Annotated in this window: 12 protein-coding genes; 7 read left to right on the forward strand and 5 right to left on the reverse strand. The window is 61.6% G+C overall.

The window, feature by feature from the left end; all coding sequences use genetic code 11:
• The first annotated feature begins 236 nt into the window (after positions 1 to 236).
• The 3 genes from BLP82_RS14930 to BLP82_RS14935 all read left to right on the forward strand — a co-directional run bounded on the left by BLP82_RS14930 (position 237) and on the right by BLP82_RS14935 (position 1999).
• Positions 237 to 1301, forward strand: coding sequence for a S8 family peptidase (locus tag BLP82_RS14930; RefSeq protein ID WP_092169197.1), 1065 nt, complete (start codon positions 237 to 239; stop codon positions 1299 to 1301).
• 121 nt (positions 1302 to 1422) lie between these two features.
• Positions 1423 to 1554 (forward strand): hypothetical protein, encoded by a 132-nt coding sequence (locus BLP82_RS31640; RefSeq protein WP_256574169.1) that lies wholly within the window; start codon positions 1423 to 1425, stop codon positions 1552 to 1554.
• Positions 1555 to 1645: 91 nt separating this feature from the next.
• On the forward strand, positions 1646 to 1999 hold the full coding sequence (locus tag BLP82_RS14935) for a DUF1493 family protein (protein WP_092169201.1): 354 nt from the start codon (positions 1646 to 1648) through the stop codon (positions 1997 to 1999).
• A 77-nt stretch (positions 2000 to 2076) separates the two neighbouring features.
• Here the strand turns inward: BLP82_RS14935 and BLP82_RS14940 are convergent, their stop codons facing one another.
• From BLP82_RS14940 to BLP82_RS14955, 3 genes are all read right to left on the reverse strand, one after another.
• A complete protein-coding gene (locus BLP82_RS14940; protein ID WP_060739668.1) occupies positions 2077 to 3621 on the reverse strand; it encodes a phosphoenolpyruvate carboxykinase in 1545 nt (514 codons plus the stop codon).
• Between the two features lie 178 nt (positions 3622 to 3799).
• Positions 3800 to 4702, reverse strand: coding sequence for an Hsp33 family molecular chaperone HslO (hslO, locus tag BLP82_RS14950; protein WP_060739669.1), 903 nt, complete (start codon positions 4700 to 4702; stop codon positions 3800 to 3802).
• A 297-nt stretch (positions 4703 to 4999) separates the two neighbouring features.
• On the reverse strand, positions 5000 to 5404 hold the full coding sequence (locus tag BLP82_RS14955) for an RNA-binding S4 domain-containing protein (RefSeq protein WP_092169204.1): 405 nt from the start codon (positions 5402 to 5404) through the stop codon (positions 5000 to 5002).
• 254 nt (positions 5405 to 5658) lie between these two features.
• On the opposite strand from BLP82_RS14955, the gene BLP82_RS14960 reads away from it, so the two are divergent.
• Complete coding sequence (locus tag BLP82_RS14960) at positions 5659 to 6123, forward strand: retropepsin-like aspartic endopeptidase RimB (protein WP_170842319.1); 465 nt, start codon at positions 5659 to 5661, stop codon at positions 6121 to 6123.
• Positions 6120 to 7025: a 30S ribosomal protein S6--L-glutamate ligase gene (gene rimK, locus BLP82_RS14965; protein WP_003196697.1), complete on the forward strand. Its 906-nt coding sequence runs from the start codon at positions 6120 to 6122 to the stop codon at positions 7023 to 7025. The genes BLP82_RS14960 and rimK overlap by 4 nt, the downstream gene beginning before the upstream one ends.
• Positions 7026 to 7102: 77 nt before the next feature.
• Here the strand turns inward: rimK and BLP82_RS14970 are convergent, their stop codons facing one another.
• Together BLP82_RS14970 and ompR are read right to left on the reverse strand one after the other, a co-directional pair.
• Positions 7103 to 8416 (reverse strand): ATP-binding protein, encoded by a 1314-nt coding sequence (locus BLP82_RS14970; RefSeq protein WP_060739672.1) that lies wholly within the window; start codon positions 8414 to 8416, stop codon positions 7103 to 7105.
• A gap of 114 nt (positions 8417 to 8530) precedes the next feature.
• Entirely contained in the window at positions 8531 to 9271 is a 741-nt protein-coding gene (ompR, locus tag BLP82_RS14975; protein ID WP_003196691.1) for an osmolarity response regulator transcription factor OmpR, read from the reverse strand.
• Between the two features lie 357 nt (positions 9272 to 9628).
• Between ompR and BLP82_RS14980 the strand changes: the two genes are divergently transcribed.
• A complete protein-coding gene (locus BLP82_RS14980; protein ID WP_092169210.1) occupies positions 9629 to 11953 on the forward strand; it encodes a Tex family protein in 2325 nt (774 codons plus the stop codon).
• Complete coding sequence (locus BLP82_RS14985; protein ID WP_092169213.1) at positions 11953 to 12336, forward strand: PaaI family thioesterase; 384 nt, start codon at positions 11953 to 11955, stop codon at positions 12334 to 12336. The genes BLP82_RS14980 and BLP82_RS14985 overlap by 1 nt, the downstream gene beginning before the upstream one ends.
• The last annotated feature ends 64 nt before the right edge of the window (positions 12337 to 12400 follow it).

Genomic DNA, 12400 nt, shown 5'->3' on the forward strand with positions numbered 1-12400 from the left:
CTGCGATGCCCAAAGCCTAGCGGGACAACGCAGCGCGTCGAGAAAAGGTCGGGGGTAAAAACGATACCGGATGATACAGCGTCGAATGCCTTTGCCTTGCCACGAGCAGATACAAATCCGGGCAATTTGATGTCTCGTCCCGACTTCGCCACCACGGTAAGGTGCGCCGAAAACTCATGCTGTACGTCAAGGCCAGGAAGGCTGACGCTCGATTTCAATTCTTCAAGGAACGAACCATGCCACACCCATTTTCCGCTCTACGCGCACTGACGATCACGTCGGCCTCATTGCTCGCCGGTTGCTTGACCGTCCCCGATCCACCCGCCGTGGATCCTGCCCAGTTCGAAACCCCGGAGTATCACGCTCAACAAGGCTTGGCCGTCGTCAAGGCATCAGCGCTCTATGCTCGTGGCGGGACTGGCCGGGATGTTGTCGTGGCGTTGATCGACTCGGGGCTCAACGCCAGCCTCGAGGAGTTCGAGGGCAGACTGGGTGATCCTGGATTCGACCATGTCGAAGACCGTCCAGGCACCGTTGACCGCATCGGTCATGGCACGCAGATGGCCGGTATTCTCGCCGCCAACAAGGACGACCAGGGCATGCATGGCATCGCGTTCAATGCGCGGATGATCCCCTTTCGCTTTGGCGACGACAACGAGCCGTTTTTCTTCGACAGCGAAATCGCCCGGTCCTGGCAAAGTGGTTTTGACAAGGGTGCCCGGCTGTTCAACAACTCGTGGGCCAACGCCATTCCAGCCACCGAGATCAATGAGGCGCGCTACAACCAGGTGATGCCCGACTCCCTGGCCGTCGCTCGAAAACTGGTCGCGGACGGCGCCGTGCTGGTCTTCCCCACCGGTAACGAACTCAAGCGCGAGCCCCTGGCCGAGCCAGGACTGCCAGCCGCATTGCCAGAGCTGGAAAAAGGCTGGATCGCAGTGGTGGCGTTGAAGAACGACGGTAGCGCCATCAATGGCAAATCCAACTATTGCGGCGTCGCAGCTGCCTGGTGCATCGCCGTTCCCGGCGGAGACGCCGGTGCACAGGCCGGCCTGCTCACCGTTGGCAAGGACGGCCGCTACGTGCAGACCGCTGGCACATCTCCCGCCGCCGCGTTGGTCAGTGGCGCACTGGCGGCGCTACAAAGCCTTCACCCGCAACTCAGCCCGCAGCAGATACGCGAACATCTGCTGGCGACAGCCAACCGCACAGGTATCTACGCCAACAGCGAAGCCTATGGCAGAGGATTGATGGACCTCGAGGCCGCCGCACTACGCATGCCTGAACAGATGGCTGACTGAACCCAAACCCTTATCGCTCGCGAGCCTGGCAGCAATCGACTCGCGATACCCATGAACACTTTGCGCTTGACCCACCAACGGCAGGACGCCCGCGGTTCGCTACTTGAAAAAGGAAATAACCATGACGCACAAACTGAACCTACCTACCGTCCTGATGCTGTCCCTACTACTGGGCGGATGCATGAAATTCCCCGACGACCCGCCAATCCTCGCGACGGTCAAAACCACAATCGCAACGCCTGCGATTTCTTGATTGCAGCGTTCTTCTTTTTCCAACGGGCAACGATTTCCCCCTAAACTTTCCACCGGTACAGACGCACCTCTTTTATTCTGGACATTTCATCATGCACCTTGCGCCAGACTTCCCCGATGACCATGCCATGCGCCAGCTCATGGAGTTGCTCCACGAAGAAATCGGCTTGCCTGAACGCAAGACGATTCGCCTGGGCACTGCGATCAATCTCGACTTGGGTTGCGATGGCGCGGACGCCCGGCACCTGATGGAGGCACTGGAGGAGCGGTTCGCCATCGAACTCATCGACTACGACGCCTACCGCTATTTTCAGCCTGAAGGGTTCGATTTGTTTCAAAAGCGCAGGGCCAAGGGTCGGGGGAACAAGCTGCCACTGACCATCGGCATGCTTTACAAGGCGATCAAGGCACAGCGATGGGATACGCGGGAAGTGGAAGAGGCCTAGCTGATCGGCGCACCTCAAATAGCCGCCCATGAAAAAACCGCCCATGAAGGGCGGTTTTTTCATTCACCAAGCAAGCCTTACAGCTGCGGACCTGCAGCCTTGATCGCGTCGCTCACGTCGAACTTCTTGAAGTTCTCGGTGAACAGACCGGCCAATGCCTTGGCTGCTTCGTCGTAGGCGGCTTTGTCGGCCCAGGTGTTGCGTGGGTTCAACAGGCCAGTCTCGACACCTGGAACAGCCAGCGGCACGTCCAGGTTGATGATGTCCAGGTGTTCGGTTTCAGCACCGATCAGCGCGCCGCTCTGGATCGCCGCGATCACCGCACGGGTGGTCGGGATATTGAAGCGCTTGCCGACGCCGTAGCCGCCACCGGTCCAGCCGGTGTTGACCAGGTAGACCTTGGAGCCGAAACCACGGATGCGCTTGATCAGCAGCTCAGCGTACTCACCGGCCGGACGCGGGAAGAACGGGGCGCCGAAGCAGGTGGAGAAGGTCGACTTGATGCCACTGCCCGAGCCCATTTCAGTCGAGCCCACCAGTGCGGTGTAGCCGGACAGGAAGTGGTAGGCGGCTTGTTCTTCGCTGAGAATCGACACCGGTGGCAGTACGCCGGTCAGGTCGCAGGTCAGGAAGATCACGGCGTTAGGCTCGCCACCGAGGTTTTTCGGTGCGCGTTTTTCGATCAGCTCACGGGGGTACGCAGCGCGGCTGTTCTGGGTCAGGCTGTCGTCGGCGTAGTCGGCTTTCTTGGTGACCGGGTCCAGGACGACGTTTTCCAGTACGGCGCCGTGCTGGATGGCTTTCCAGATCACCGGCTCGTTCTTCTCGGACAGGTCGATGCACTTGGCGTAGCAGCCGCCTTCGATGTTGAAGACCACGCCCACGCCCCAGCCGTGTTCGTCATCACCGATCAGGTAACGGCTTTCATCGGCGGACAGGGTGGTCTTGCCGGTGCCCGACAGGCCGAAGAACAGGGTCACATCGCCCTCTTCGCCCATGTTCGCGGCGCAGTGCATCGGCAGCACGTCAACGGCTGGCAGCAGGAAGTTCTGCACGGAGAACAGGGCTTTTTTCATTTCGCCGGCGTAGCGCATGCCGGCGATCAGCACTTTCTTGGCCGCGAAATTGATGATCACGGTGCCGTCGGAGTTGGTGCCGTCGCGCTCAGGCTCGCAGACGAAGTTCGGCGCGTTGAGGATCTGCCACTCGTCCTTGCCGCCGGCGTTGTACTGCTCGGGGTTGATGAACAGGCAACGACCGAACAGGTTGTGCCACGCAGTCTCAGTGGTCATCTTGACCGGCAGGTAGTGCGCAGGATCGGAACCTACATGCACATGGGAGACAAAACGCTCGCGCTCGCCCAGGTAGGCTTCGACGCGGTTCCACAGGGCATCGAACTTGTCGGCCGGGAACTTGCGGTTGATCGGGCCCCAGGCGATGGCGTCCTGGGTGGTTGGCTCTTCCACAATGAAACGGTCGACTGGCGAGCGACCGGTACGATGACCGGTACGGACAACCAGCGCGCCAGTATCGGCAAGCTCGCCTTCACCGCGATTCAGGGCTTCTTTGACCAGATCATCGACACTCAGATCGGTGTACACGGCGTTATTGGCTTGCGTCATGAGATTCCCCGTCGGCCCGTGGCCGAGTGCTCCAAACGTTTTGTAGTAGGAAGTCGCGCACTACTACCCGAAAAAAGTGGGCCGGATTATGCCAGAAAAGCCCAAAAAAAGTAGGGCCCTCCCGTCAGTACGGCGTAAATCCGGCGTTTGCCAGGAGATTTACCTGCGCTGAACCGTTTTAGTGTCGAGTATCTGACGGTGTGTCGACACCCGCACCGGCGAACAATTGAGCGATGTCCGCCGCGTCGAAGAGGTAGCGCTCGTTGCAGAACTGGCAGTCGATCTCGATGGCGCCGCCATGCTCGATCACCAGTTGCTGCGCATCTTCCAGACCCAGACTGACCAGCGCATTGCCGGAACGTTCACGAGAGCAGCTGCATTGGAAACGCAACGGCTGGCCGTCGAACAAGCGTACCTGCTCCTCGTGATAGAGGCGATGCAGTACGGTTTCGTTGTCCAGGCTCAGCAACTCATCGGCGCTCAGGGTGCTGGCCAGAGCGGTGATGTGCTGCCAACTGGCGTCGCGTTCCTCGGTGTCGCGAAGGCGATCGGCGGGCAGTTGTTGCAGCAGCAAACCGCGCGCGCGCCGCCCGTCGGCGTAGAGCCAGAACCGGGTATTGGTCTGCTGGGACATGACGAAGTAGTTGGTGAAGCACTCGGCCAGGGTCGCGCCGTCGAGATCGACGATGCCCTGGTAGCGCTTGCCGTGGGTGGGGTCCACCGTCAGGGCCAGCACGCCGTCGGGCATCATGTCGGCCAGGGTCGCATCGGGCGCGATCTGCTCGGCGTGATAACGGGCCAGGCCGCGGATCTCGCGTTCGCTGGAGCACTCGATCATCAGCAGCGGGACCGGCCCTTCGGAGCGCGCCTGGAGAATCAGCAAGCCATCGAACTTCAAGGTGCCCACCAACAACGCCGCAGCCGCCATCAGCTCGCCGAGCAGTTGTGCGACCGGCTCCGGATAGGGGTGCTTGGCGAGGACTTCGGCGTAGCTACGCTCCAACGCCACCAGCTCGCCACGGGCGTCGCTGTCATCGAAGATGAAACGTTGGGTGTAGTCGGTATCCGGTAAATCAGTCATAGGATCTGGTATCTGAGGTGATGACAAATGATGGCGGGCATTTTATGGGCATTCAGGGTGGGTTCCAAGCAAGGCTTGGGTTTGCCTGACGGGAAGATCCGCATGGCGTAACCCCATGGACTGATCCCACAGGAACCTGTGGCGAGGGGATTTATCCCCGCTGGCTGCGCAGCAGCCCTTTGAACGTGCACCCTCGCACCTGTGAGCCACATGTTTGGTTGGGGCTGCTACGCAGCCCAGCGGGGATAAATCCCCTCGCCACAATCGCCTGACTGACAGGCAGCCAGGCCTGCGCGCCTACTCGCTGTTGCTGCCATGAAACTTGAACAGGTCCCGGCGCTGTTTCTTGCTCGGCTTGCCATCGGTGCTGACCCCCAATGCGCCGGCCTTGCGTTGCGCGGCGGCGGCTTCGCGCTTGGCGATGCTGGCTTCGGTTTCACGATACAGCGCCTGCGCTTCAGGTGCGCCGCGCCGAACGATCGACAGGGCCTCGACCACCACGGTCTTTTCATCGAACCCGGTGCGGATGACAAACTCATCGCCGATGCGGGGCTCCTTGCCCGGCTTGCAGCGCTCTCCCCGGTGATGGACCTTGCCGCTTTCGATGGCGGTCTTGGCCAGGGCCCGCGTCTTGTAGAAGCGCGCCGCCCACAACCATTTATCGAGACGGACCTTGTCGTCTTCTTCCTTTTTTTGTGCCACTGCAATTCCTCTTTCTGCCAATAGCCGGAACTGTACTACCGTTTTTGTCGAGCGCACGAATCAGGCCCGACGGATAGAATGCCCGCCAAACCAACGCCACACCCATCGCTTCGGCCGGAATCGGTTACAAGCACACACAAGTGCGTAGATAACTGTCGCCATTTTGTGATTATTCTGCGTGAATACCGCGATTCGCGGAGTCCACGATCCGATGCACTGATCGCAGGTTTTTTTAATTGAAGACTTTTGACCATTTGACCGTCGTCGGTTTGCGCGAGTGGGTGGCGCTCCCGGATCTGGGAGTCGTGGGCCTGCGGGCAAAAATCGACACCGGGGCCAGCACCTCCAGCCTGCATGCCACCGACATCGAGCCGTTCGAGCGCGATGGCGAAAAGTGGGTGCGCTTCACCGCGCACCTCGGCACGGTGGTGCAATTGCGCCATCGCCGCTGCGAAGCCCCGCTGGTGGCGCGCAAGACCATAAAGAGTTCCAACGGCCACGCTCAGGTCCGCTACGTGATCAGCACCACGTTGGCGCTGGGTGACCGGGTCTGGCGGGTCGAGTTCACCCTCGCCTGCCGCAAATCCATGCGATATCGCCTGTTACTGGGTTCCAAAGCCTTGATCGACGGCCAACTGGTGGTCAATCCGGGCAGCAAATATGTTCAAGAAAAGCCGGCATTCCCGGTGTCCACTACCTCTGCCACAGGTGTTGCATGAAGATCGCTGTGCTGTCGCGTAATCCGCGTCTGTATTCCACTCGTCGCCTGGTTGAAGCCGGGACCGAACGTGGCCATGAAATGGTGGTGATCGATACCCTGCGCGCCTACATGAACATCGCCAGCCACAAGCCTCAGATCCACTACCGTGGCAAGCCGCTGGAAGGGTTCGACGCGGTGATCCCGCGCATCGGCGCATCGGTGACGTTCTATGGCTGCGCCGTGTTGCGCCAGTTTGAAATGATGGGGGTGTTTCCCCTCAACGAGTCGGTGGCCATCGCCCGTTCCCGGGACAAGCTGCGCTCGCTGCAACTGCTGTCACGGCGCGGGATCGGCCTGCCGGTCACCGGTTTTGCCCACTCCCCCGACGACATTCCCGACCTGATCGCGATGGTCAACGGCGCACCGCTGGTGATCAAGGTGCTGGAAGGCACCCAGGGCATCGGCGTGGTCCTGTGTGAAACCGCGACGGCAGCGGAATCGGTGATCGAGGCATTCATGGGCCTGAAGCAGAACATCATGGTCCAGGAATACATCAAGGAAGCCGGTGGCGCCGACATCCGCTGCTTCGTGGTTGGCGACAAAGTGATTGCCTCGATGAAACGCCAGGCCAAGCCCGGCGAGTTCCGCTCCAACCTGCATCGCGGTGGTAGCGCCAGCCTGATCAAAATCACCCCGGAAGAGCGCATGACCGCCCTGCGGGCCGCAAAGGTCATGGGCCTGGCCGTGGCGGGCGTGGACATCCTGCGCTCCAACCACGGGCCACTGGTGATGGAGGTCAACTCCTCGCCGGGCCTGGAAGGCATCGAGACCACCACCAGCAAGAACGTGGCGGGAATCATCATCGAGCACCTGGAAAAGAATGGCGGGCCGAACATGACCCGAACCAAAGGAAAGGGCTAGAAGAGCAGCTTCAAGCTTCAAGCTTTAAGCCAAGCCGGTTCAACTTGCAGCTTGAAGCTCGCGGCTTGCAGCTGCCCCTATACCGCATCCCTTGGCAGCATCAGGCCCAACGGCAACCGCACCCGAGCTTCCAGCCCACCACCGGCGCGGTTGCGCAACTCGACGTTGCCGCCGTGCATCGAGGCGATACGCTTGACGATGGCCAAGCCCAGCCCCGTGCCTTTCCCACCCCGGGCGCGATCGCCCCGGGTGAAGGGGTTGAAAATGGCTTCCAGCTCCGAAGGATCGATGCCGGCGCCACGGTCCATGACGCTCAGCACCACGTAAGGCGCGCTGGTGTCGCCGGAGACATAGGCCGCGACTTCGACGCCGGCGCCGGCATGGTTCAGGGCATTGCCGATCAGGTTGTTCAACAAACGCTTCATCGACACCCGGCGCAACGGGAACGGCTGAATCGGCTCCAGGCGCAGGTGCACTTTCTCGTCGTTCTGGTTATAGGGCGCGACCACCTCCCGCACCAACTCGCTGAGGTCCACTTCTTCCACGGACTCATCACGACCGTCGCGTATGAACGCCAGGAACTGATCGAGAATCGCGTCCATGTCCTCGATGTCGCGGACCATCTCGTCGGTCAGGTCGGTGTGCTCGCCCATCAATTCCAGCGACAACCGCAGCCGGGTCAAGGGCGTGCGCAGGTCGTGGGAGACGCCCGCCAGCATCAGCTCGCGTTCGCGCCCGGCCTGTTCCACATCCTCGGCCATCTGGTTGAAGGCGCGGTAGACCTCGGTCATCTCGCTGGGCGTATCGCTGATGGGCAGCCGCACGCTGCGCCCCTGGCCCAGTTGGCGGGCGGCGTAGACCAGGCGTTTCAACGGTTGGTTGAGCTGGCTGACGAAGATCCACGCCGATGCCGTCGACAGCAGGCCGATGGCCAGGAACCAGCCGAGTACGTTCCAGATTTTCTGGCCGCGCAACGGATGCGGGTACAACGGCACTTTCAGCCAGCCATCCCCCAGGCTCGGAGCCCGCACCCAAAGCGCCGGAGGCGAGTGCATGCGCAAGCGCACCTCTGTATCGGCGCCCAGTTCGGCTTGCATCTGGCGTTGATAGATCTCGCTGTAGGGCCAATGCTGCTCGCCCTCCGGCACGCCGGCACCGACGACACGGATCAGCGTCGCCGCCTCGGCAATTTTCGCCCGGTTGGTTTCGTCCGCCGCCCAATAGGCCCGCAGGGTCAAGGCAACGCCGTGGCTGTACTGCCGGTCCACGAGCACGTCTTCGTTCATCAGCAGGTACACCAACGTCAGCGCCTTGGAAAAGAGCACGACGATCAGCACCAGCCAGAGGGTGCGGGAGAAGAAACTCTGGGGGAACCAAACGGGGGTTTTCATGAATAACCGCTACACACTTGCAGGAGCGAGCGATGCTCGCACAATGACAGACCGCGAGTCGCCTGGAAGAAGACATTTCAACCGGCCAGGCCACCCGCTCCTACAAATCGCCGATCACTTGCTGGCGGCGCCATCCGGCACGAACACGTAACCCACGCCCCAGACGGTCTGGATATACCGCGGCTTGGAAGGATCAGGCTCGATCATCCGGCGCAGGCGGGAAATCTGCACGTCGATGGAGCGCTCCAGCGCATCCCATTCACGACCACGGGCCAGGTTCATCAGCTTGTCGCGGGTCAGCGGCTGTCGGGCGTTCATCACCAGGGCCTTGAGCACGGCGAACTCACCGGTGGTGAGCATGTGGACCTCATCGCCGCGCTTGAGCTCACGGGTGGCCAGGGACAGTTCGTAGTCGCCGAAGGTCACGCTTTCATCTTCGCTGCCCGGCGCGCCAGGCACCGGCGCCGACTGGCGACGCAGCACCGCCTTGACGCGGGCCATCAACTCGTCGGGATTGAACGGCTTGGCCAGGTAATCGTCGGCGCCCAGTTCCAGGCCCTTGATACGGCTCAGCTCGTCGCCCTTGGCGGTGAGCATGATGATCGGGATCTGGTTGTTGGCGCCGCGCAGGCGGCGGCAGGCGGTCAGGCCGTCTTCACCGGGTAGCATCAGGTCGAGTACGACCAGGTTGAACACTTCACGGGCCAGCAACCGATCCATTTGCTCGGTGTTCGGTACGGTGCGGGCACGGTAGCCCTTGCTGACGAAAAAGCGTTCCAGCAGGCTGCTCAGCCCTGGATCGTCGTCAACAATAAGAATTTTTTCGCCTTCAGCAGTTTGTGCAGTGCTGCTCATAGGAAGCTCCTTTGATCTCGGCGCGCATTATGGCCTAGCTGCCGTTATACGCACCGTGTGCATTGTTAGCAGATTTTTCCTCTATCTCCACCAATCCAGGTATCAAGCCTACAGACCCTGTCCCCCCCTCAGGACGGAACGCTGGTTATAATGCGCGGCCTTTTGTGCCAGGGAATGCCGGATCGTGATCCCGGCGTGCCATTTTTTCAGCCTTGGCAAGGCAACTTTTTGAATTTCGCGGGTCAACAGGCAGCCTTTTGACCCAGGCAGCGGCGCATGCCAGGCCGCTCAACCAGTCTCGCCGAGCCCGGTTTCTGTGGTGGCGAGCCTGATTTTCACAATTTGTCAGGTGGTTTTATGGACAGCATCAACAGCCGCATCGCCGAGGAACTCGGTGTACGCCCACAGCAGGTCGAAGCGGCCGTCGCGCTACTCGATGAAGGTTCCACGGTGCCTTTCATCGCCCGTTACCGGAAAGAAGTGACCGGCAGCCTCGATGACACCCAGCTGCGGCATCTGGAAGAGCGCCTGCGCTACCTGCGAGAACTCGACGAACGGCGCATCAGCATCCTGGCCAGCATCCAGGAGCAGGGCAAGCTGACCCCGCAACTTGAGCGCGACATCAAGCTGGCCGACACCAAGACTCGTCTCGAAGACTTGTACCTGCCCTACAAGCAAAAGCGCCGCACCAAGGGCCAGATCGCCCTGGAAGCCGGCCTCGGCGAGCTGGCCGACGGCCTGTTCAACGACCCGACCCTGGCCCCGGAAACCGAAGCGGCGCGCTTCGTCGATGCCGAAAAAGGCGTGGCGGACGTGAAAGCGGCGCTGGAGGGAGCCAAGTACATCCTCATGGAGCGTTTCGCCGAAGACGCCAACCTGTTGGAAAAACTGCGCAACTTCCTTAAACAGGAAGCCATCCTCAGCGCCCGGGTGATCGCCGGCAAGGAAGAGGAAGGCGCGAAGTTCCGCGACTACTTCGAACACGACGAACCGCTCAAAAGCATGCCGTCCCATCGCGCCCTGGCGATTTTCCGGGGTCGCAACGAAGGCATCCTCAGCTCCGCCCTGAAGGTCGGTGAAGAATTGCCGGGCACCATGCACCCGTGCGAAGGCATGATCGGCCAGCAGTTCGGCATCCAGAACCAGAACCGCGCCGCCGACAAATGGCTGGCCGAAGTGGTGCGCTGGACCTGGAAGGTCAAGCTCTACACCCACCTGGAAACCGATCTGCTGGGCGAGTTGCGCGACAACGCCGAGACCGAGGCGATCAACGTGTTCGCCCACAACCTGCACGACCTGCTGCTGGCCGCACCGGCCGGCCCCCGCGCCACCCTGGGCCTGGACCCGGGCCTGCGCACCGGCTGCAAGGTGGCGGTGGTGGACGCCACCGGCAAGCTGCTGGATCACGCCACGGTCTACCCGCACGTGCCACACAACAAGTGGGACCAGACCCTCGCCGTGCTCGCCGCCCTATGCGCCAAGCATTCGGTGGACCTGATCGCCATCGGCAACGGCACCGCCAGCCGCGAGACCGACAAACTGGCCGCCGAGCTGATCAAGAAATACCCAGCCATGAAAATGACCAAGGTCATGGTCTCCGAGGCCGGCGCTTCGGTTTACTCGGCGTCGGAACTGGCTTCCAAGGAATTCCCCGACCTGGATGTGTCGATCCGTGGCGCGGTGTCCATCGCCCGTCGCCTGCAGGATCCACTGGCGGAGTTGGTGAAGATCGACCCCAAATCCATCGGTGTCGGCCAGTATCAGCACGACGTTTCCCAACTGAAACTGGCGCGCGGCCTGGACGCCGTGGTGGAAGACTGCGTGAACGCCGTGGGTGTGGACGTGAACACCGCTTCGGTGGCGCTGCTGGCGCGGATCTCCGGCCTGAACGCCACGCTGGCGCAGAACATCGTCACCCACCGTGACGAACATGGCGCGTTCAAGACCCGCGCCGCGTTGAAGAAAGTCCCACGCCTGGGTGAAAAAACCTTTGAACAGGCCGCCGGCTTCCTGCGGGTCATGAACGGTGACAACCCGCTGGATTCGTCGGCCGTCCACCCCGAAGCCTACCCGCTGGTGCAGCGCATCGCCGCCCAGACCGACCGTGACATCCGCTCGCTGATCGGTGATGCGGCGTTTCTCAAGCGCCTGGACCCGAAGAAATTCACCGACGAAACCTTCGGCCTGCCCACCGTCACCGACATCCTCCAGGAACTGGAAAAACCGGGCCGAGACCCGCGTCCCGAGTTCAAGACCGCCGAGTTCCAGGACGGTGTCGAGGACCTCAAGGACCTGCAACCGGGCATGATCCTCGAAGGCGTGGTGACCAACGTCACCAACTTCGGTGCTTTCGTCGACATCGGCGTGCACCAGGACGGCCTGGTGCACATCTCCGCACTGTCGGAGAAGTTCATCAAGGACCCGCGCGAAGCGGTGAAGGCTGGCGATGTGGTGAAAGTGAAGGTCATGGAAGTCGACATCCCGCGCAAACGCGTCGGCCTGTCGATGCGCATGAGCGACACGCCGGGTGAGAAAGTCGACGGTGCCCGTGGTGCTCGTCCTGGCTCGACGCCGCGTCAGTCGCAGAACACCGCGCCGCGCAAGGAAACCGCCACCGCGGCACCGACGAACAACGCCATGGCTTCGTTGTTCGCCAACGCCAAGCAGTTGAAGAAACGCTGATGGACGTGCCGGCCGGCTTGGTGGAGAGCGCGTTTTTCAAGCTGCTCGGCTGCCGTCTGCACAGCCTGGGGGACGGGGTGGCGCAAGTCGCCCTGGGCCTCGAGCCGCCGTTGCGCAACCGCGGCGGCAAGCTGCACGGCGGCGCACTGTTCAGCCTGGTGGACATCGCCATGGGTCTGGCCTGTTCCAGTGTCCATGGCTTTGATCAGCAGAGCGCGACCATCGAATGCAAGATCAACTACATTCGCGCCGTGTCCGACGGCGACGTGTTGTGCACCGCCCGGGTCATCCACCCGGGCCGGCGCACGCTGGTGGTCGAGGCCGAGGTGATGCAAGGCGACAAACTGGTCGCAAAAGCGCAAGGCACGTTCGCTGTCCTATAGCTCCCTGTCATCGATTTGGGTTAATTTCGACGCCATGAATGCAGTGTCGGGCTTTCCTGTGGGA

The organism is Pseudomonas sp. NFACC37-1, from assembly GCF_900101575.1.
Classification (GTDB): domain Bacteria; phylum Pseudomonadota; class Gammaproteobacteria; order Pseudomonadales; family Pseudomonadaceae; genus Aquipseudomonas; species Aquipseudomonas fluorescens_AA.

Excerpts from the sequence above, each read along its gene's own strand:
- BLP82_RS14985 (WP_092169213.1), top strand. The coding sequence starts at position 11,953 with ATGGACGTGCCGGCCGGCTTGGTGGAGAGCGCGTTTTTCAAGCTGCTC.
- BLP82_RS14980 (WP_092169210.1), top strand. The coding sequence starts at position 9,629 with ATGGACAGCATCAACAGCCGCATCGCCGAGGAACTCGGTGTACGCCCA.
- BLP82_RS31640 (WP_256574169.1), top strand. The coding sequence starts at position 1,423 with ATGACGCACAAACTGAACCTACCTACCGTCCTGATGCTGTCCCTACTA.
- ompR (WP_003196691.1), bottom strand. The coding sequence starts at position 9,271 with ATGAGCAGCACTGCACAAACTGCTGAAGGCGAAAAAATTCTTATTGTT.
- BLP82_RS14930 (WP_092169197.1), top strand. The coding sequence starts at position 237 with ATGCCACACCCATTTTCCGCTCTACGCGCACTGACGATCACGTCGGCC.
- BLP82_RS14935 (WP_092169201.1), top strand. The coding sequence starts at position 1,646 with ATGCACCTTGCGCCAGACTTCCCCGATGACCATGCCATGCGCCAGCTC.
- BLP82_RS14970 (WP_060739672.1), bottom strand. The coding sequence starts at position 8,416 with ATGAAAACCCCCGTTTGGTTCCCCCAGAGTTTCTTCTCCCGCACCCTC.
- rimK (WP_003196697.1), top strand. The coding sequence starts at position 6,120 with ATGAAGATCGCTGTGCTGTCGCGTAATCCGCGTCTGTATTCCACTCGT.
- hslO (WP_060739669.1), bottom strand. The coding sequence starts at position 4,702 with ATGACTGATTTACCGGATACCGACTACACCCAACGTTTCATCTTCGAT.
- BLP82_RS14940 (WP_060739668.1), bottom strand. The coding sequence starts at position 3,621 with ATGACGCAAGCCAATAACGCCGTGTACACCGATCTGAGTGTCGATGAT.